The organism is Pseudomonas sp. H1_A03 (assembly GCF_054685145.1).
Map to the genome: position 1 here is coordinate 1,742,654 of NZ_CP162829.1, position 18,957 is coordinate 1,761,610.

Sequence of the window (18,957 nt, forward strand, 5' to 3'; positions counted from 1 at the left end):
TTTTAACATGGCTGAACGTCTGAATAACGACTTCCAGTTCATCGATGTCGGGCGCAAAGATCCGAAGAAGAAACTGTTGCGTCAACGCAAGAAAGAGTTCGTGGAAATCTACGAACCCTTCAAACCCCAGCACTCGGCCGACCAGGCCCACCGCTGCCTGGGTTGCGGTAACCCGTATTGCGAATGGAAGTGCCCGGTGCACAACTTCATTCCCAACTGGCTCAAGTTGGTGGCCGAGGGCAACATCCTCGCCGCCGCCGAGCTGTCGCACCAGACCAACACCCTGCCGGAAGTCTGCGGCCGGGTGTGCCCGCAGGACCGTCTGTGCGAGGGTGCCTGCACCCTCAACGACGGCTTCGGCGCGGTGACTATCGGTTCGGTGGAGAAGTACATCACCGACACCGCGTTCGCCATGGGCTGGCGCCCGGATATGTCCAAGGTCAAGCCGACCGGCAAGCGCGTCGCGATCATCGGTGCCGGGCCTGCCGGCCTGGGCTGCGCCGACGTGCTGGTACGGGGTGGCGTGACCCCGGTGGTGTTCGACAAGAACCCGGAAATCGGCGGCCTGCTGACCTTCGGCATCCCCGAGTTCAAGCTGGAAAAAACCGTACTGAGCAACCGTCGCGAAGTGTTCACCGGCATGGGCATCGAGTTCCGCCTGAACACCGAGATCGGCAAAGACGTGACCATGGAGCAACTGCTCGAAGAATACGATGCCGTATTCATGGGCATGGGCACCTACACCTACATGAAGGGCGGCTTCGCCGGTGAGGACCTGCCAGGCGTGTATGACGCGTTGGACTTCCTGATCGCCAACGTCAACCGCAACCTGGGCTTTGAAAAGTCGCCGGAAGATTTCGTCGACATGAAAGGCAAGAAGGTCGTGGTACTCGGCGGTGGTGACACCGCGATGGACTGCAACCGCACGTCGATCCGCCAGGGCGCCAAGTCGGTGACCTGTGCGTACCGTCGTGACGAAGCCAACATGCCCGGCTCGCGCAAAGAGGTGAAGAACGCCAAGGAAGAAGGCGTGAAATTCCTCTATAACCGCCAGCCGATTGCCATCGTCGGTGAAGACCGCGTTGAAGGCGTGAAGGTGGTCGAGACCCGTCTCGGCGAGCCGGACGCCCGTGGCCGTCGCAGCCCTGAGCCGATCCCGGGCTCCGAAGAGATCATCCCGGCTGACGCCGTGGTCATCGCCTTCGGCTTCCGCCCAAGCCCGGCGCCGTGGTTCGAGCAGTTCGAGATTCAGACCGACAGCCAGGGCCGCGTTGTAGCCCCGGAACAAGGCCAGTACAAGCACCAGACCAGCAACCCGAAGATTTTTGCCGGTGGCGATATGGTGCGCGGTTCTGACTTGGTGGTGACCGCGATCTTCGAAGGCCGCAACGCCGCCGAAGGGATCCTGGATTACCTGCAGGTCTGATCTGAAATACGCTCAAATGTGGGAGCTGGCTTGCCTGCGATAGCGGTGTAACAGTCACAGGATGTATCGACTGATCCACCGCTATCGCAGGCAAGCCAGCTCCCACATTGGTTTCCAGCGTGTTCAAGAGATTGCGACAAATTGACCCGATAGACAAAAGGCACGGCTCACTCCGTGCCTTTTGCGTCCGGCTCTGAGAAAATGCCCGCACTTTTTTTGCGGATGCCGACATGACTGCCCTCAAGAACGACCGTTTCCTTCGTGCCCTGCTCAAGCAACCCGTGGACGTCACCCCCGTGTGGATGATGCGCCAGGCCGGTCGCTACCTGCCGGAATACCGCGCCAGTCGCGCCCACGCCGGCGACTTCATGAGCCTGTGCATGAACCCGGAGTTCGCCTGCGAAGTCACGATGCAGCCGCTGGACCGCTATCCGCAACTGGATGCGGCCATCCTTTTCTCCGACATCCTCACCATCCCTGACGCCATGGGCCAAGGCCTGTACTTCGAAACCGGCGAAGGCCCGCGTTTCAAGAAAGTCGTCAGCACGTTGGCCGACATCGAAGCCCTGCCGATCCCGGACCCGCACAAGGACCTGGGCTACGTGATGGACGCCGTCAGCACCATCCGCCGTGAACTCAACGGCCGCGTGCCGCTGATCGGCTTCTCCGGCAGCCCATGGACCCTGGCCACCTACATGGTCGAAGGCGGTTCGTCGAAAGACTTCCGCAAGACCAAGGCCATGCTCTACGACAACCCGCACGCCATGCACCTGCTGCTGGACAAGCTCGCTCAGTCGGTCACTTCCTACCTTAACGGCCAGATCATGGCCGGCGCGCAAGCGGTGCAGATCTTCGACACCTGGGGCGGCAACCTGTCGGCGGCGGCCTACCAGGAGTTCTCCCTGGCCTACATGCGCAAAATCGTCAGCGGCCTGATCCGCGAACACGAAGGCCGCAAGGTTCCGGTCATTCTGTTCACCAAGGGCGGCGGCCTGTGGCTGGAAAGCATCGCCGACGCAGGTGCCGATGCCCTGGGCCTGGACTGGACCTGCGACATTGGCGAAGCACGCCGTCGTGTCGGCAACCAAGTCGCGCTGCAAGGCAACATGGACCCGACCGTGCTGTACGCCAAGCCGGAAGCGATCCGCACCGAAGTCGGCCGAATCCTGGCCAGCTACGGCAAGGGCACCGGGCACGTGTTCAACCTGGGCCATGGCATCACTCCGGAAGTGAACCCGGAACATGCCGGTGCGTTCCTGCGTGCGGTGCACGAGCTGTCGGCGCAGTATCACGAATAAACGCAAAACCAATGTGGGAGGGGGCTTGCTCCCGATAGCGGTGTGTCAGTCACCAGATTCATTGGCTGACACACTGCAATCGGGGGCAAGCCCCCTCCCACATTAAAAGCAAGATCGCGTCAGGCCCGCACATTCCCCAACGGCGGCAACTTCGCCAACTTCAACGCCACCAGCAACGCGCCGATCAGCAGCGCGATGATGAACGCTCCAATCCCATTCCACCCGGCAAAATGCCAGAAGAACCCGCCTGCCGTCCCGGCAATACTCGACCCCACGTAGTAGCAGAACAGGTACAGCGACGACGCCTGCCCCTTGGCCTTCACCGCGCGTCGGCCGATCCAGCTGCTGGCCACTGAGTGGGCGCCGAAGAAGCCGAAGGTGAAGATCAGCATGCCCGGCACGATCAGCCATAGCGGTGTGAGCAAGGTCAGCGTCATGCCCGCGAGCATCAGCACGATAGTCGCCCAGAGCACGCGACGGCGCCCGAGGCGGTCGGCCAGGGAACCGATCTTCGCCGAGCTGTAGATCCCCGAGAGGTATACCAGCGACAGCAGGCCGACCACGGCTTGGCTGAGGTCGTAGGGATCGGCCAGCAGGCGGTAGCCGATGTAGTTGAACATCGTCACGAACGCACCCATCAGCAGGAACGCTTCAAGGAACAGCCACGGCAGGCCCGCGTCCTTGAAGTGCATGACAAAACCGTCCACCAGGCTGCGCGGCTTGAGGCTGCTGGCGCGGAAGTTGCGCGATTCGGGGAGGATTTTCCAGAACACCGTGGCGGCGATCAGCGCCAGGGCGCCAATGATCAGCATTGCGGTGTGCCAACTGACGAAGTCGATCAACACGCCGATGATCAGGCGCCCGCTCATGCCGCCAATCGCGTTGCCACCAATGTACAGGCCCATGGCCAGGCCGATGTGCTGCGGGTGGATCTCTTCGCTCAGGTAGGTCATGGCCACGGCGGCCAGGCCGCTCAGCGACAGGCCCACCAGTGCACGCATGAATAAAATCCCTTCCCAGGACGGCATCAAACCACTGGCAATCGTCGCGAGCGCTGCGCAGAACAACGCGGCGACCATCACCGGTTTACGTCCCAGGGTGTCGGAAATCGGCCCGGTAATCAGCAGGCCCAGCGCGAGCATCGCGGTGGACACGGACAGGATCAGGCTGCTTTGCGCTGCATTGATGGAAAACTCGTGGGACAGCGCCGGCATCATCGGTTGCACGCAATACAGCAGGGCAAAGGTGGCGAAACCACCGGAGAACAGCGCCAGTACCGTGCGCATGAACATCGGCGTGCCCTTTTCGATGTACGCGTCATTGAGCTGGGCCACCACCTCATCCAGGGCAGTGGGCGGGACCTCTTGAGCGAGTGGAGCGACAGCAGAATTCACGGGTACCTCGTGGAGGAAGAACGTGCCAGGACCGGCCATGCAAAAAAGAATATAGCTGGCTAATGATTCTTTCCAATATATTGTTCGACCTGTTTGATAGCTTTTGCGACCTAATGAGGCTTGTATGGAATTGCGTCACTTGCGGTACTTCATTGCCGTGGCCGAAGAACTGCACTTTGGCCGGGCTGCGCAGGTGCTGGGCATCTCGCAGCCGCCGCTGAGCCAGCAGATACAGGCGCTGGAACAGGAAGTAGGGGCACGCTTGTTTGAGCGTACCAATCGTCGGGTCGAGCTGAGCGAGGCGGGGCGGTTGTTCCTGAATGAGGCGCGATTGGTGCTGGCTCAGGTCGACAAAGCGGCGGACGTGGCGCGCCGGGCGCAGTTGGGTGAGCTGGGCGAATTGAAGATCGGCTTCACGTCATCGGCACCGTTTAACTCCAGCATTCCCCAAGCGATCTTTGCGTTTCGCCAGGCATTCCCGGCGGTGCATCTGAATCTGCAGGAGATGAGCAGCACCGAAGTGGCTGACTCGCTGGTGGATGAGTCGATCCAGGTTGGGCTGATGCGCCCCCTGCCGTTGCCGGATTCGCTGAGTGTGGTCGAACTGATGCGCGAACCGCTGGTGGCCGTAATGAACGCTGGCCACCCGTTGGTAGCAGGCAGTGAGCGTGGCCTGCACCTGGCGCAGTTGGCGGAAGAGCCGTTTGTGTTTTTCCCGCGCAGCTACGGCAGTGGGCTCTACGCGCAGTTGCTCAGCCTGTGCCGTGACGCCGGGTTTAGCCCGCACTTTGCCCAGGAAGCGGGGGAGGCGATGACCATCATTGGCCTGGTTGCGGCGGGGCTGGGCGTGTCGGTGTTGCCGGCCTCTTATCAGCGCATACGGATCGACGGGGTGGTGTATCGCACGCTGCTGGATCAGGAGGCGGTGACGGCGGTGTGGCTGGTGCAGCGAAAAGGCGCGCAGACGCCGATGGCTGCGGCGTTTGTGGAGTTGTTGACGCGCAAGGCGGTAGTGTAGGCACCGTCACATATCAGGTAACGCAACCGGCTTAGTTATTCGCCGGAAAGTTACGCAGAATCGCTTTTTCTCAAGCGAGTGATATGGATGGCACTTCTCTATCAGCCCAAGGAGGGCAGCGTGTTGATCTGTGATTTCCGAGGTTACGAAGTACCGGAAATCATCAAGATCCGCCCGGTCATTGTGATACGCAAGCACCGAACCAATAAGTTGCTGGTGACGGTTGTACCCTTGAGTACCACTGCCCCGCAGACGATTCTGGATCACCATTTGCAACTCGATAGTCATCTTCAAGGAGCGAGCCCTATCTGCTGGGCAAAATGTGACATTGTGGCGACCGTCAGCCTGGGCAGGCTCGACCGAATCAAAAGCAAAGACCGTCATGGCAAACGAACTTACAAAATCGCTGAACTCACCTCTGATCAGTTTCTAGCGATAAAAGCGGCGGTGCGCAGTGCGCTGGGGTTGCGCTGAGGGATGAGCGGCACTCTGCCACGGGTTGCTGGGAAACTGTTTTCAGGCATACTGCACAAGTTCCCGAAAGGGGCTTGTGAGACTCTGAGGATCCTGGGCAACCAGCCATCGCAGAGCCGGGCAGGAAGCGGCGATGACAAGCCAACCTGTTTGTGAAGAGGGCGCCGAAAGGCGCCCTTTGTCGTTTCTGGAGCGCAGCGAGCTCCAGTTTTATTTCGAAGTGCCCGTCTGCTCAAACAACTGCGCCGCAGTCCCAGACTCATTCACGCCAGTGTTGCGCAACGCCGCCATGATGTCGCGGTCCAGCATGCTCACCCAGCGGTTGTAGTTGCGATGGATCTTGCCATCCTTGTAGCCCAGTTCGCGGCTGTCGCGGTAGGTGATGGCGTAGCTGTTGCGGGTGTAGCGGATGTCGATGGCGGCGTAGTACTGGTTGCGCACGGTGATCTCGGCCTGCACCAGTTGTGGGCTCAGGCGTTGTACCGTCCATTCGCGCTTTTGCAGGGCGTTGACGATCACCGTTTTCATTTTCTCTTCGCTGACCTGGGCAGTGGCCGGCAGGTCGTGCTGGGTGTTGAGCACCGGTTTGCTGGTGCAGCCAGCGGTGGTCAGCAAGGCCAGGGTGATCAGGGTCGCGCGTAGCAAGGAAGACATTCCGTATTCTCCAATCGATTAAAAAGTCAGGACCAGCGGCGGAAGATCAGCGAGGTGTTGACGCCGCCAAAGGCAAAGTTGTTGTTCATCACGTAATCGTTGTGCATCTCGCGGAATTCACCTTGCAGGTAATCCAGCTCGCCGCATTGCGGGTCGACTGAATCCAGGTTGAAGGTGTGCACGTATTGGTTGCGGTTCATCATCTCGATGCTAAACCACGACTCCAGTGCGCCGCACGCACCCAAGGTGTGACCGAGAAAGCTCTTCTGCGAACTGATGGGCATGCGGGCGCCGAACAGGCTGCTGGTGGCCTGCGTCTCGGCAATGTCGCCCTGGTCGGTGGCAGTACCATGGCCGTTCACGTAGCCGATAGCGGAAGGCTCAAGCCCGGCATCTTCAAGAGCCAGTTCCATCGCGCGGCGCATGGTTTTCTGCTCCGGACGGGTGGTGTGCTGGCCGTCGGCGTTACTGCCAAAGCCGACAATCTCGGCGTGGATATGCGCACCCCGCGCCAAGGCGTGTTCCAGTTCTTCGAGCACCAGCATGCCGCCACCTTCGCCGATCACCAGGCCATCGCGGCCGCTGTCATAGGGGCGTGGGCTGGTTTGCGGCGCGTCGTTTTTCAGGCTGGTGGCGTAGAGCGCGTCGAACACCATGGCTTCGGTGGGGCACAGTTCCTCGGCGCCGCCGGCGAGCATCAATGGCAGGCGGCCGAACTTGATCGCTTCATAGGCATAGCCGATGCCCTGGCTGCCGCTGGTGCAGGCGCTCGACGTAGGGATCAGCCGCCCGGTGAGGCCAAAGAAGATGCTGATATTCGCCGCCGTGGTGTGCGGCATCATGCGCACGTAGGAGTTGGCATTCAGCCCCTCGGCGACCGAGTTCAACAGCATATTGCCGAACGCCTTGATCTCGTCGGTGCTGCCGGTGGACGAGCCACACGCCACACCCATGCGCCCGTCCTTGATCGACTCGTCGCCGAGTAAACCGGCGTCTTGCAACGCCTGTTCCGCCGCCCACACCGCCAGGCGCGACACCCGGCCCATGCTGCGCAGTTGCTTGCGCGTCCAGTGCGCGGGCACGACAAAATCGTCGATCGGTCCGGCCAGGCGCGTGTTCAATTCAGTAAAGCGGTCCCACTCGTCCATGCGCCGGATGCCGCTGCGGTTGGCGCGGAAGTTGGCGGAAATGGTCGCCCAATCCCCGCCCAGGGAGGTCATGCCGGCCATGCCGGTGACGACGACGCGTTTCATCAGCACAGGCCTCCATTCACCGCCAGGACCTGGCGCGTGATATAGCCGGCTTCGGCCGACATCAGGAAGTTCACTGCGCCGGCCACCTCTTCAGGCGTGCCCATGCGCTGCGCCGGGATCATCTTCATCAGCTCTTCCACCGGTACGTTTTCATCCAGCATCGCGGTGTCGATCAAGCCGGGTGCGACGCAGTTGACGGTGATCTTGCGCTTGCCCAGCTCGATGGCCAGGGCCTTTGCCGCGCCGATCAACCCGGCTTTGGAGGCACTGTAATTAACCTGGCCACGGTTGCCGATCAATCCGGAAACCGAGGTGATGCACACAATGCGCCCGGCGGCGCGACGACGAATCATCGGCATCATCACCGGGTGCAGGACGTTGTAGAAACCGTCGAGGTTGGTGCGCATCACCACGTCCCAATCGTCTTCCGACAGCGCCGGAAACGCACCGTCACGGGTCAGACCTGCGTTGAGCACCACGCCGTAATAGGCGCCGTGTTGCTCTACGTCGGCTTCAAGGATTTCCTTGCACGTCGCGCGATCCGCCACATCGAATTGCAGCACCCGCGCCTGGCGGCCCAGGGCTTCAACCTCGGCCTGTACCGCCTCGGCGTCGCTACGGCCACTGCGGCAATGCAGCACGATGTCATGCCCGGCCTGTGCCAGGCGCAGCGCGATGGCGCGGCCGATGCCACGGCTGGAGCCGGTGACCAGTACGGATTCAGTCATGGCGATACGTCCTTCGATTCATCTAAATAGGTGGCCGCCTGGGGCGGTCGAAATACATTCAAGCGCGCACTGGCCTGGATACCGCTGCCGGTAAGGTGGCATTCGAACACACCCATGCCGTTGTCGTCTTCCAGGGAGCGCAGGCCGTGAATGCTCAGCTCGGCACCTGCCGGGAAGTGTTCCACATTGCACTCGAACTTACGTGTGCCGAGCAGGAAGCCCAGTTCCACGGCTTCACCTTTGCGGCGCGCGTGGCAACCGGCGTAGGCGGCAACGCTTTGCGCCATCAGCTCGATGCCGACCCAGGCCGGCAGGCTGCCGTCCGGGCGGTTGAACAGGCCGCCGGGCTTGATAGTGGCACGGGTGTGAATCTGCTCTTCATCGAACGACAGCACCTGATCGATCAGGATCATGTCGCCGGCATGGGGCAGCAGTTCGGCGAGTGGCCAATCGATCATGGGGCCTCTCCGATAATCAGGCTGACATTGTTGCCGCCGAAGGCAAATGAATTGCTCATCAGGCAGCGTTTTTCCAGGGCTTCTGCGGCCTGCGCCCACTGCAAGGCGGGCAGTGCCGGGTCGGCCTGGCCGTCCCACACGTGCGGCGGCACCCGCTTATGGACCAGGCTCAACCAGCAGAACGCCGCTTCCAGCGCGCCGGCCGCGCCCAGGGTATGCCCGCTCATGGGTTTGGTCGACGAGCAGGCCACGCCCTCAGGGAATAGGCTGGCGACGGCCAGGCTTTCCATGGCGTCGTTATGCTGGGTGGCGGTGCCGTGCAGGTTCAGGTAACCGATCTGCTCGGGCTGCAATGTTGCGCTGGCGAGCGCCTTGCGCATGGATTGCAGCGCACCTTTGCCGGTGGGTTCGGGCGCGGAAATATGGTGCGCATCGCAACTCGCGCCGCTGCCCAACAGAGCGATGGGCGCCGGTGCCTTGCTCATCACAAACAGCACCGCCGCTTCGCCGATGTTGATGCCGCTGCGGTTCACTGAAAACGGGTTGCAACGCTCGTTCGACACCGCTTCCAACGCGCTGAAACCGTTGAGGGTCAGCTTGCACAGACTGTCGACACCGCCGCAGATCACCGCATCGCACACGCCCAGGTCCAGCAGGCGCTGGGCACTCATCAATGCACGGGCGCTGGAGGTGCAGGCGGTAGAGATCACGTAGGCCGGCCCACTGAGTTGCAGCCAGTCGGCGAGGAAGTTCGCCGGGGCGCTGAGTTCCTGCTGCTGGTAGTCGTAGTCACCAGGGAATTGATGTTCCCGCAGGTACTGGGCGATGCCGCGACTGGCTTCGTCGATACCCGAGGTGCTGGTGCCGAGCACAATGCCGACGCGCGATGCACCATAGGTGTGGATCGCCTGGCGGATCTCGCCCTCGATCTGCAGCGCTGCTTCCAGCAACAACTGGTTATTGCGGCTGCTCTGCTGGCCCAGTTCTAACGGGATGCTCGCCAGTTCGCCGCGTACCCCGGCCACCGGCAGCACGCGCTCCGGCACCCAGCCGCTTTCGGCGCGCATGCCCGAGCAGTCACCGGCAAACAGGCTGCGGCTGACTTCGGCCTGGCCACGGCCGAGGGCGCAGATGATGCCCAGGGCGTTGAGGTAGGCGGTCATCGGGCAGCCCCGAGCGGCGTAATGCGGTAGCTCAAGGGCTGCCCGGTCATGTTCACGCTGAAGACCTCGGACGATTGATACACGATCTGCCAATGCCCCGGCAGGGTGCGCGTCAGGTCCATCGCCTGCGCGCTGGGGTAGAGCGCGCGCACGTCATTTGCCGATGTCAGCGCAAACAGCAATGCGGCAAACAGCTCTCTGGCCTGCGGATTGGGCGGCAGCAAGCCATCGGCCTGCCACTCGCCATTGATCAGCTTTTGGCGGGCCTGTGGGATGCCCAGCGGGTCCATCATCGACCACCGAATCGCCGCGCCTTCGTGCTGGATCACCAGCAGCCAGTCCTGGCTCTGGCCGTCGGCCAGGCGCTGCACATGCAGTTGCAGCGGCAGGGCCAGGGCCGGCGTTTTCTCGGGCAGCGGTGGCTGGCTGGCGCAGGCGCTCAGCAGCAACAGACAGCCGATCAAGAGCATGCGCATCATGGGGCAGTACTCGCCAGGGGTTTGCGGGCCACGCAGTTGACCAGGGTTTCTTCGCGCTGGCCCACTGGCGGCGCCTTGCGCAGGCCCCAGCGCTCGAGCAGGCCGAAGTCGCTGGAGCGGCTCCACCACAAATACGGGTACGAGACGTTCTGCGGGCCAAACTCGAAGCCCTGCTCGCGGAGCATCTGCAGGTACGCTTCGGCGCTTTTCTGCACGTGCATGGGGTGGCGAAACAGCCAACGGATGACCCAGGTATCGATATAGGCTTCGGTGGACTCGGCAAACAGCAGATAGCCGCCGGGCTTGAGTACACGGTAGAACTCTTTGAGGGCGCGGTGCTGTTCAACCAAATGGTGGAAGGTCTGGTGGCAGAACAGGATGTCGACGCTGGCGTCCGGCACGTCGAGGGTGGCGCAGTCGCTGCCGATCAGTTCGACGCTCAAGCCTTGGCGCGTGGCCTCAACCTGGCTCAACTCCAGGCTGTGGGGGTCAGCGTCCAGGCCGATCAACCGTGAAGGCGCAAATACCTGCTGCAACAGCGTGAAGGATTTGCCCTGCCCGCAACCGGCATCCAGCAATACCGGCGCCTCAGGCAATGGCTCCGTGAACAGGCTGCGCAAGTCGTTGATCGCCACGCGTAACACGCGATGCTGCCAGGTGTGACTGCGCAGGAACCAGAGGCCGAATTTGGTTTCTTCGACGTAGTGCTTACTTAAATACTGGCTGCTCATACCGGTTCACTCGCACAAATCTCCGACAACATCCGCAGCCGCCGTTTGGGCTCACTCACAAACGGGTTGCGCTCATCCCACGCGTAACCGGCGAGGATCGCACTGATCATCCGACGAATCTCCGGCGAGCTGCTCGGATGGAAAATCACATCCTGGAAGGTCCCGGCGTACCAGCCTTCGACGTAGCAGCGAAACGTGTCGACACCCCGTTTCAACGGGGCGGCGAACTCGGTTTGCCAGTCGACGGTTTCGCCTTTGAGCTGACGGTGCAGCACACCGGCGGCCATGCTCGCCGAACGCATGGCGATGGTCACACCCGAGGAGAACACCGGGTCGAGGAACTCCGCCGCGTTGCCCAGCAGCGCAAAGCCCGGGCCGTGCAGGGTTTTGACGTTGGCCGAATAGCCGCCGATGGTGCGCGCCGGCGTATCCCACACAGCGTTTTGCAGCACGCCGGACAGGCTTGGGGTTTCATCGATAAAGCCGCGCAGACAGGCATCGAGGTCGCCGTCGCGGCCGTCGAAATGCTCCTTGGCCGCAACCACGCCCACCGAGCAGCGGCCGTTGCTGAACGGGATGGTCCAGAACCAGATATCGCGCTGGGTCGGGTGGGTGGTCACGAGGATCTTGGTGCGGTCGAAGCCTGGGTGTTCGATGTGGTCTGCAACATGCGTGAATACGGCCTGGCGCACCGGAAAAGTCGACGGTACGTCCAGGTCCAGCAGGCGCGGCAACACACGGCCATAGCCGCTGGCGTCGAGCACGAACTTGGCCTTGAGGTGGTACTCGCTGCCGTTTTCGCGACGTACGTGCAGGTAGCGGCACTCGCCGCTGAAATCCACACCGACGATGGTTTCGCCGTAGCGGATCTCTACGCCCTGCACGGCTGCCTGATCCGCCAGCAACTTGTCGAACTCGCCGCGCTGCACCTGAAAGGTGGTGGGCTTGCCGTTGCTGAACGTATCGCTGAAATCAAACGCGCTGTAGCGCTCGCCCCAGGCGAATGCGGCACCTGTTTTCACCTGGAAACCCGCCGCCTGTACGGCGTCGAGCATGCCGGCTTCTTCGATAAAGTCGATGCAGTGGGACAGCAGGCTTTCGCCAATCGAGAAGCGTGGAAAATGCTGGCGCTCGATGATCAATACATCATGCCCTTTGCGCTTTAACAGCGCGGCGGCGATGGCCCCGGACGGACCGGCACCGATCACCACCACCTGGCGACGTTCCATTTCAACTGTGGGCACGAGGGCTCCTTGCCACATTGGCATTAATCACATTCATAAGGCGTGCTTCTGTTGCCCGGCCCAGGGTGCCAGCATAAAGCTGAATGCCAGGCCCAGGCTGACCGATAAGCCGAAATTACTCACTGCCGGTGTACTGGACACGGCCAGCAGGCCAAACGACAACCAGGTCGTCAGCGCCGCCAGCAGTGTGCCTAGCAGGCTGACCGCCGGCCCGCCGATCTGCTCGCGCATCAGGATCGCGTAGTCGACGCTGATCGCCGTGACCAGCAGCAAGCCGAACAGGCTGAACAGCGTCAGCGGCTGGCCCAGCCAACCGAGGCTGGCCAGGCTGCACAGCGCCGCCAGCAGCGGCAGGGCGACAATGCGCAAGGCACCGCCAAAACCGAACGGCAGGATCAGCAAGAGCACGATCAGCACGCAGGACATCAATTTCAATTCGGCGGCGCTGATTTGCGTGTCGGCGAACACCCGGTTCAAGTCGCCCAGGCGGTCCACCAGTTGCACGCCGGGTAAATCCACTGCTTGCACCCGCAGCAGCGCCGGGTTGTTCAAACCTTGCAGGCTAACCATTGCCGCCACGCCGCCGTCCACCGGGCCCAGCCACAGGGTGCGCCAAGGCTCGGCCAATGGGCCTGCCAGTGCGGCGTCGATATCCTGCGTAGGCAACGCTTGCAGTTGCGTCACCTCGGCTTGCAGGGCGCTGGCCGGTACGCCAAGGTCCAGCAATGGCTGCCAGTGCTGCGGCAGTTTATTCAATGCGTCGCGCACTTGTTGCTGCTCGGCGGGCAGGCTGACCAGTTGATTGAGCGCCAGATAGCCCTTGAGCTTATCCATGTTCACCAATTGATCCAGGCGCTGCGCCAGTGCGCGCTGGCGCTCCAGCAACTGCTGCTGATCCTGCGCCCGCACCAGGAAAAACTGGCTGGTGGGTTGGAACCCGGTAATCCGCGCGACGGCCTGTGCTTCTTCCAGCAATTGCGGCGGCGCGCCGATCCACTGGCGGATATCGTTTTTGCTGTTCAACTGCCACAAGCCACCGGCGCAAAACAGCACCAGCAGTGCCAGCAAGACCGGGCTCGGCACACGCTTGAGCAGCGAGGCGCGCAGCCGCCACAGGCCTTCGGCTATCCGCAGCGGCCATTGCGCCGGGCGCAGCTCGACGCCCTTGAGCAGTGCCGGCAACAGGCATACGGCGGACAAATAAGCGCCCACCAGGCCGGCGGCGGAGAACACCGCGATCTGTGTCAACGCCGGGAACGGCGTCCACGCCAGCGCCAGGTAACCGATGCAACTGGTCGCCAGGCTCAGGCTCAGGCCGGGCAAGGTCAGGCGCAACGCCGGCCAGCTGCGCCATGGGCGCATGCTCCAGCTTTTCGACAGGTAGTGCAGCGGGTAATCCACCGCCACGCCGATCAGGCTGGAGCCGAGCACCAAGGTCATCACATGCATGTGCCCGAACAGCGCCACACAGGCCACCGCGCCAAACAACATGCCCACCAGCACCGGTACAAAAGCCAGCAACACGCGCCAGCGTCGGAACGCCAGCAACAGCAGTAAAAGGATGCCGACGGTAGCGCCGCCGCCGACCCAGGTGATTTCCCGCGTGGCTTGCTGCTGACCATTGGCCGCATACAGCAAGCCACTGGCGGCGAGCAGTTGCGCGCCTTGCTGACTGGCCTGCTCGCGGCTGGCCTGGAGCAAGTCCGCCACTTGCAGCGGCAGGTTCATGTCAAAGGCGTTGCCGGTGGTGCTCGCACGCAGCAGCACCCAACGCTTGCCGTCGGCGTCGGCGACCAACGCGCCGCTGCCGATATCCAATTGCACGGCGCCTTGTTGCGGCTGGCTGTTTTGGATACGCCCGGTCAGCCCCAGCCAGTCATCCTGGCTCGGCACCAGGCTGAACCCGGTAAAGGGGTCGAACAGGGCTTGCACGCGTTGCTGGATAAACGCGTCGGGCTGGTTGATCAGTTGCTCGCGGTCCTTGGCCGAGAGCATCGCCAGGCGACCGCGCAGCAATTGCTCGCGTAGCGCCGGCAAGTCGGCTTGCAGGTTCCACTGCACCTTTTCAAACAACCCGCTGGCCTGCCAGCGCTCGCCCAATTGTTGCGCCACGGCGACCGCTTGTTGGCGGTCGGCATGGCCCACCAGCACGAGTATTTGGCGGTTAAGCGGTTCCTGCATGCGCTGTTCGGCTTGTTGCTCCAGGGCGTCCGGCGTGTTGCCCGGCACCAGCTCCATCAGGTTGGCGGACAACGGCGCGCCGTGGCGCCACTGCCAGCCGGCCAGCGCAAGCACCGCCACCAGCAGGATCAGGAAAAGGCGCGGCAGCAGGCGCTCACTGGGCAAAGTCGTGTTGCTCCGCGTCGCTCAACGGCTGGTTGGCAGTGCTGTCCTGCATGCGCAGCACGGTGCTGTCGCCTTGGGTTTCCAGCAGTTCGATGGTGTGTACCAGCTCACTACCGTCGATATTGATCTGGGTGAATACCTGTTTGAGCAGCAGTGAACGCGGGATCAGCGTGAGCTTCCATTGCTTGGCTTCACCTTGCAGTTGCAGCTCAAAGTCACGCTGCAAGCCGCTGCTGTCGCCCTGGAGCACAGCGAGGAACAAGCGGTTCTGCTCGGCGCCGGCACTCTTGTTTGGCAGCAGTTGCCAGCCATTGGCGTCGCGGCGGTCAATGCCTTGGGCGCTGATGCGGTAGTCCTGTTGCAGCGGGGTTTTCAGCAGCCACAGCAGGCCGTGGTCCTTGGCGAGGACGAAGGTGCCTTTGCTGACCAGCGGTTGGGGCAGCGCACGCAGGTGTTTTTCCTGGGTGAAGCTGCCGTGGATCACTGAGGGTTTTGCAAGCTGGTCGCTGAGTTGTTGCAGGTCGAAGGCGTGTGCCGCCCCCGAAAAACCAAACAACACAAACACTGTAGGAGCGAGCTTGCTCGCGAAAAACCCGAGAGCGCCGCGTGGTATCAGGAAACCCGCGTTATCGTTGACGATCTTCGCGAGCAAGCTCGCTCCTACAAAGAACGGGGTCAGCATTTCAGGGCCCTTTCTACGGCGTCGGTGAATATTTTGGGCGAGGCCAATTGCATCTCACGGCTGGTAACTTCCACCGCCACTTGCACAGTACTGGCACGGGTCAAACGCTCGCCGCTGGCGAGGTCGGTGATCAGGTAATTGACCTTCAAGCGGTTCTCCCACTCCACCAGGCTGGCGCGCACGTTAATGGTCTGGCCGAACACAGCACCGCGCACGTAACGCAGTTGCATGTCGATCACCGGCCAGGCGTAGCCGGACTCGAGCATCGCCGTGTAGTTATGGCCGATCTGGTCCAGCAGCGCGCAGCGCGCCACTTCCAGGTACTTCACGTAATGCCCGTGCCACACGACATTCATGGTGTCGACGTCAAAAAACGGCACGAGGATTTCAGTGTCGCAATGCAGCACACCGGGGCTACGCATGCAGCCTCCAGTGTTGCTCGGCGATGCGTTGCAGGCACAGGCGCAGTTCACCTTCCAGGGCACGGTCTTCGATGACCGGCGGGAAGTCTTTGGCGAGTGCTTCGTGCATCGCCGCCAATGCCGGTGGCAGCGCGCGCGCATCCTCAGCCTGGGCACGCAGCCAAACGCCTTGGTTGGCGGCGAGCAAGGTAGCGGCGGCGACCTGTTCGGTCAGCTCCAGCACGCGGATCGCATCGCGTGCGGCGATGGTGCCCATGCTCACCTTGTCTTGGTTATGGCACTCGGTGGAGCGCGAGAACACGCTGGCCGGCATGGTGTTTTTCAGCGCTTCGGCGGTCCAGGCGCTGGTGCCGATCTGCACGGCCTTGAAGCCATGGTTGATCATCGCGCGGTCAGCCGGGGCGCCTGACAGGTTGCTCGGCAGGCCGTGGTTGTAACGCACGTCCACCAGCAGCGCGAGTTGGCGGTCGAGCAGGTCGGCAACGTTGGCCACCAGGGTCTTGAGGCTGTCCATGGCGAAGGCGATATGTCCGCCGTAGAAGTGCCCGCCGTGCAACACGCGTTCTTCTTCAGCGTCGATGATCGGGTTGTCGTTGGCGCTGTTCAGCTCGATCTCGATAAACGAACGCAGCCAGTTCAGGCTGTCGGCCAGCACGCCAAGCACGTGGGGCGCGCAGCGCAGCGAATAACGGTCTTGCAGGCGATGCAGGGGGGCGGTAGGCGCATCAATCGCCAGGTCTTTGCGCAGCCAGGCGGCGACTTGCATCTGGCCTGGATGCGGCTTGGCGGCGAACAGGCGCTCGTCGAAGTGTTCCGGGTTGCCTTGCAGCGCCACCACGTTCAGCGCCGTGATGCGCGTGGCCAGTTGCAGCAGGTAGTCGGCGCGGGCGAAGGCCAGGCAAGCCAGGCCGGTCATCACAGCGGTGCCGTTCATCAGCGCCAGCGCTTCCTTGGGCCGCAGTACCAGCGGTTCCCAGCCCAGCTCACGGTGCACGTCGGCAGCCTGGCGGCGTTCGCCACGGAACATCACTTCGCGCTCGCCGGACAGGGTCGCGGCCACGTAGGACAGCGGTGTCAGGTCACCGCTGGCGCCCACCGAGCCCTCTTCCGGGATCAGCGGCAGCACGTCGTGTTCAAGGAAGGCATGCAGGCGCTCGAGCAGTTCCACGCGCACACCGGACACGCCGTGGCACAGCGACTGCAAACGCGCGGCCAGCACGGCGCGGGTCGCTTGGGCGTCGAGCAACTTGCCCAGGCCACAACCGTGAAAGGTGTACAGGTGACGCGGCAGCGCCTCGACGTGCTGCAACGGCACCGCTACCACGCAGGAATCGCCGTAGCCGGTGGTCACGCCGTAGATCACGCCTTCCTTGTCCAGCAGCGAGTCGAGGAACTGCGCGCCCTTGGCAATGCGCTGGCGATACGCGGCATCGTCTTGCAATTGGGTGGGCGCCTGACGATTGGCCAGGGCCAGCACGTCTTCGATGCGCAAAGCGCGTTCGCCAAAGGTTACTGGCTCAAGATGCGTCGTCATCAGTCTTCCAGAAAGGGTAAAAGTTGAACCATTGTTGGGGCGCTTCCAGGCAAAACTGGCCCAGGCGTGCAGCGTAGCGTGCGGTCCACAGGGCTATGACCTGCTCGCGGGTGTTGCGTTTCCATTCGACCCGTTCGGTGAAAGGTTCAATGCTCAGGCGATAGCGGTTGTTGTGCTTGAGGCACATCAGCAGGTTCACCGGGCACTTGAGCAGGCCGGCCAGCAGCCAGGGGCCTTGGGGGAAGGCGGCGTCATGGCCGAGGAAATCCACGCGCACCGTGCGCCCACCGTGCAGCGGCACGCGGTCGCCGGCAATCGCCAGCCACTCGCCGTCGTCCAGGCGCTGGCTGAGCAGCAGCATGGTGGCCGGGTCCAGCTCGCTGACCTGGATCAGGCGCAAGTGGCTCGCGCCGGCTTCGCCCAGCAGGCGGTTGAATTGTTCGGCGTGCTTGGTGTGCACCAGCACGTTCATGGTGACTTTTTCACCGATCTCCGCGAGGGCGCGGCACACTTCGAGGTTGCCCAGGTGCGCGCCCACCAGCATCTGCCCACGTTCACCGCGCAGTTGCCCGCGCAATTGCGCCGGGTCGTTGATGTCGATCTGCTCCAGGCGCAATTTGCCGTTCCACACGTCGAGCTTATCGAGCATTGAGTCCGCAAACGCCATGAACTGACCGAAGACTTTCCTGTGGGTGGGGCGCAGGTCATCACGCCCGCTCCAGTCGGCCAGGCGTTGCTGGTATTGCCAGGCACTCTGGCGCGCCGTGCGGCCGAACAGGAAGAAGTACAGGACGATCCCGTACAGCAGCGGGCTCAACACCCGACGGCCGAGTACTTTGGCGGCGAAGGCCGTGAGCTTCATCAGCCAATAGCTGCCGCGTTCCTCACGGTCAGCCCAGTGTTTATTGCTGTCGCTCATGCCTGCCACCGTCGCCACAGGATCATCGGTGCACGGATCAGCATGCCGAAGAACAGCCGGGTGTGCATGGCCGAGATACGGACGTTGTCGCGGAACAAACGAAAGTGCGACAAGCCGTCGGCGGGGTAGTGCACCTGGGTGGGCAGCCAGCGCATTGGCTGGTTGCGCCAGGCCAGGCGCACCAGGATGTCGGAGTCGAAGTCCATGCGTGTGCCGATGTAGGCCGAGTCCATCAGCGTCAGCACCGGCGCCAGTGGGTACACGCGAAAGCCGCACATCGAGTCGCGAATCTGCAGCGACAAGGTGTTGATCCACACCCACACGTGGGTCAGGTAGCGCGCGTACAAACGGCCCTTGGGCACGCTGTCGTCGTATTCGGGGTAGCCGCAGATAATCGCATCGGGGTGCCTGCGCGAGGTGTCGATAAACGTCTCGACTTCGCGCAGGTCGTGCTGCCCGTCGGCGTCCACTTGCAGCGCGTGGCTGAAGCCCAGGCGTGCGGCTTCGCGAAAGCCGGCCATCACCGCGCCGCCTTTGCCCTGGTTGTGGGGCAGGGTGAGCAGGGTGACGTTATCCAGGGTGGCAAGCTGCGCCAGCACGGCCGCGCAGGCCGCGCTGCTGCCGTCGTCGACCAGCAGGCAAGGCAGGCCGCTGTTCAACAGGCTGTGGACCACGGCGGGTACGGCGGCTTCGTGGTTGTAGACCGGGATCAGGGCGCAGGGGTTATGCATGAC

At 62.6% G+C, this 18,957-nt stretch carries 19 protein-coding genes; 4 read left to right on the forward strand and 15 right to left on the reverse strand.

The window, feature by feature from the left end:
* The first annotated feature begins 7 nt into the window (after positions 1–7).
* Positions 8–1,426 carry an FAD-dependent oxidoreductase gene (locus tag AB4O35_RS08050; protein ID WP_053140574.1) on the forward strand — a complete coding sequence of 473 codons (1,419 nt, stop codon included), beginning with the start codon at positions 8–10 and terminating at the stop codon, positions 1,424–1,426.
* A 230-nt stretch (positions 1,427–1,656) separates the two neighbouring features.
* Positions 1,657–2,724 (forward strand): uroporphyrinogen decarboxylase, encoded by a 1,068-nt coding sequence (gene hemE / locus AB4O35_RS08055; RefSeq protein ID WP_065875723.1) that lies wholly within the window; start codon positions 1,657–1,659, stop codon positions 2,722–2,724.
* A gap of 119 nt (positions 2,725–2,843) precedes the next feature.
* Here the strand turns inward: hemE and AB4O35_RS08060 are convergent, their stop codons facing one another.
* Positions 2,844–4,118, reverse strand: a complete 1,275-nt coding sequence (locus tag AB4O35_RS08060) for an MFS transporter (RefSeq protein ID WP_065875907.1) — start codon at positions 4,116–4,118, stop codon at positions 2,844–2,846.
* A 124-nt stretch (positions 4,119–4,242) separates the two neighbouring features.
* Between AB4O35_RS08060 and AB4O35_RS08065 the strand changes: the two genes are divergently transcribed.
* Both AB4O35_RS08065 and AB4O35_RS08070 read left to right on the forward strand, forming a co-directional pair.
* Complete coding sequence (locus AB4O35_RS08065; protein WP_065945567.1) at positions 4,243–5,136, forward strand: LysR family transcriptional regulator; 894 nt, start codon at positions 4,243–4,245, stop codon at positions 5,134–5,136.
* A gap of 87 nt (positions 5,137–5,223) precedes the next feature.
* Complete coding sequence (locus AB4O35_RS08070; protein WP_065889141.1) at positions 5,224–5,610, forward strand: type II toxin-antitoxin system PemK/MazF family toxin; 387 nt, start codon at positions 5,224–5,226, stop codon at positions 5,608–5,610.
* A 210-nt stretch (positions 5,611–5,820) separates the two neighbouring features.
* On the opposite strand, the gene AB4O35_RS08075 is transcribed toward AB4O35_RS08070, so the two are convergent.
* The 14 genes from AB4O35_RS08075 to AB4O35_RS08140 are packed head-to-tail and all read right to left on the reverse strand — an operon-like array spanning position 5,821 to position 18,954.
* The gene (locus AB4O35_RS08075) at positions 5,821–6,264 is read right to left on the reverse strand and encodes a hypothetical protein (RefSeq protein ID WP_065875720.1); all 444 of its coding nucleotides are present in this window, start codon (positions 6,262–6,264) and stop codon (positions 5,821–5,823) included.
* A gap of 26 nt (positions 6,265–6,290) precedes the next feature.
* Complete coding sequence (locus AB4O35_RS08080; protein ID WP_065875719.1) at positions 6,291–7,517, reverse strand: beta-ketoacyl-ACP synthase; 1,227 nt, start codon at positions 7,515–7,517, stop codon at positions 6,291–6,293.
* Positions 7,517–8,245: a 3-oxoacyl-ACP reductase FabG gene (fabG, locus tag AB4O35_RS08085; protein ID WP_065875718.1), complete on the reverse strand. Its 729-nt coding sequence runs from the start codon at positions 8,243–8,245 to the stop codon at positions 7,517–7,519. The genes AB4O35_RS08080 and fabG overlap by 1 nt, the downstream gene beginning before the upstream one ends.
* On the reverse strand, positions 8,242–8,703 hold the full coding sequence (locus tag AB4O35_RS08090; protein WP_065945566.1) for a hotdog family protein: 462 nt from the start codon (positions 8,701–8,703) through the stop codon (positions 8,242–8,244). The genes fabG and AB4O35_RS08090 overlap by 4 nt, the downstream gene beginning before the upstream one ends.
* Positions 8,700–9,866, reverse strand: a complete 1,167-nt coding sequence (locus AB4O35_RS08095; RefSeq protein WP_065945565.1) for a beta-ketoacyl-[acyl-carrier-protein] synthase family protein — start codon at positions 9,864–9,866, stop codon at positions 8,700–8,702. The genes AB4O35_RS08090 and AB4O35_RS08095 overlap by 4 nt, the downstream gene beginning before the upstream one ends.
* Positions 9,863–10,345 (reverse strand): hypothetical protein, encoded by a 483-nt coding sequence (locus AB4O35_RS08100; protein WP_065875715.1) that lies wholly within the window; start codon positions 10,343–10,345, stop codon positions 9,863–9,865. Before AB4O35_RS08100 ends, AB4O35_RS08095 begins: the two co-directional genes overlap by 4 nt.
* Positions 10,342–11,076, reverse strand: coding sequence for a class I SAM-dependent methyltransferase (locus AB4O35_RS08105; protein WP_065875714.1), 735 nt, complete (start codon positions 11,074–11,076; stop codon positions 10,342–10,344). The genes AB4O35_RS08100 and AB4O35_RS08105 overlap by 4 nt, the downstream gene beginning before the upstream one ends.
* Positions 11,073–12,320 carry an NAD(P)/FAD-dependent oxidoreductase gene (locus AB4O35_RS08110; RefSeq protein ID WP_225930673.1) on the reverse strand — a complete coding sequence of 416 codons (1,248 nt, stop codon included), beginning with the start codon at positions 12,318–12,320 and terminating at the stop codon, positions 11,073–11,075. The genes AB4O35_RS08105 and AB4O35_RS08110 overlap by 4 nt, the downstream gene beginning before the upstream one ends.
* A gap of 33 nt (positions 12,321–12,353) precedes the next feature.
* Positions 12,354–14,666, reverse strand: coding sequence for an MMPL family transporter (locus AB4O35_RS08115; RefSeq protein WP_065945564.1), 2,313 nt, complete (start codon positions 14,664–14,666; stop codon positions 12,354–12,356).
* Positions 14,656–15,348: an outer membrane lipoprotein carrier protein LolA gene (locus tag AB4O35_RS08120; protein ID WP_065945563.1), complete on the reverse strand. Its 693-nt coding sequence runs from the start codon at positions 15,346–15,348 to the stop codon at positions 14,656–14,658. The genes AB4O35_RS08115 and AB4O35_RS08120 overlap by 11 nt, the downstream gene beginning before the upstream one ends.
* A complete protein-coding gene (locus AB4O35_RS08125; RefSeq protein ID WP_065875710.1) occupies positions 15,342–15,770 on the reverse strand; it encodes an acyl-CoA thioesterase in 429 nt (142 codons plus the stop codon). Before AB4O35_RS08125 ends, AB4O35_RS08120 begins: the two co-directional genes overlap by 7 nt.
* On the reverse strand, positions 15,763–17,304 hold the full coding sequence (locus AB4O35_RS08130) for an HAL/PAL/TAL family ammonia-lyase (RefSeq protein WP_175402999.1): 1,542 nt from the start codon (positions 17,302–17,304) through the stop codon (positions 15,763–15,765). The genes AB4O35_RS08125 and AB4O35_RS08130 overlap by 8 nt, the downstream gene beginning before the upstream one ends.
* Positions 17,288–18,223, reverse strand: a complete 936-nt coding sequence (locus AB4O35_RS08135) for an LpxL/LpxP family acyltransferase (RefSeq protein WP_065875708.1) — start codon at positions 18,221–18,223, stop codon at positions 17,288–17,290. Before AB4O35_RS08135 ends, AB4O35_RS08130 begins: the two co-directional genes overlap by 17 nt.
* Positions 18,220–18,954 (reverse strand): glycosyltransferase family 2 protein, encoded by a 735-nt coding sequence (locus AB4O35_RS08140; RefSeq protein WP_065875707.1) that lies wholly within the window; start codon positions 18,952–18,954, stop codon positions 18,220–18,222. Before AB4O35_RS08140 ends, AB4O35_RS08135 begins: the two co-directional genes overlap by 4 nt.
* Positions 18,955–18,957: the final 3 nt, after the last annotated feature.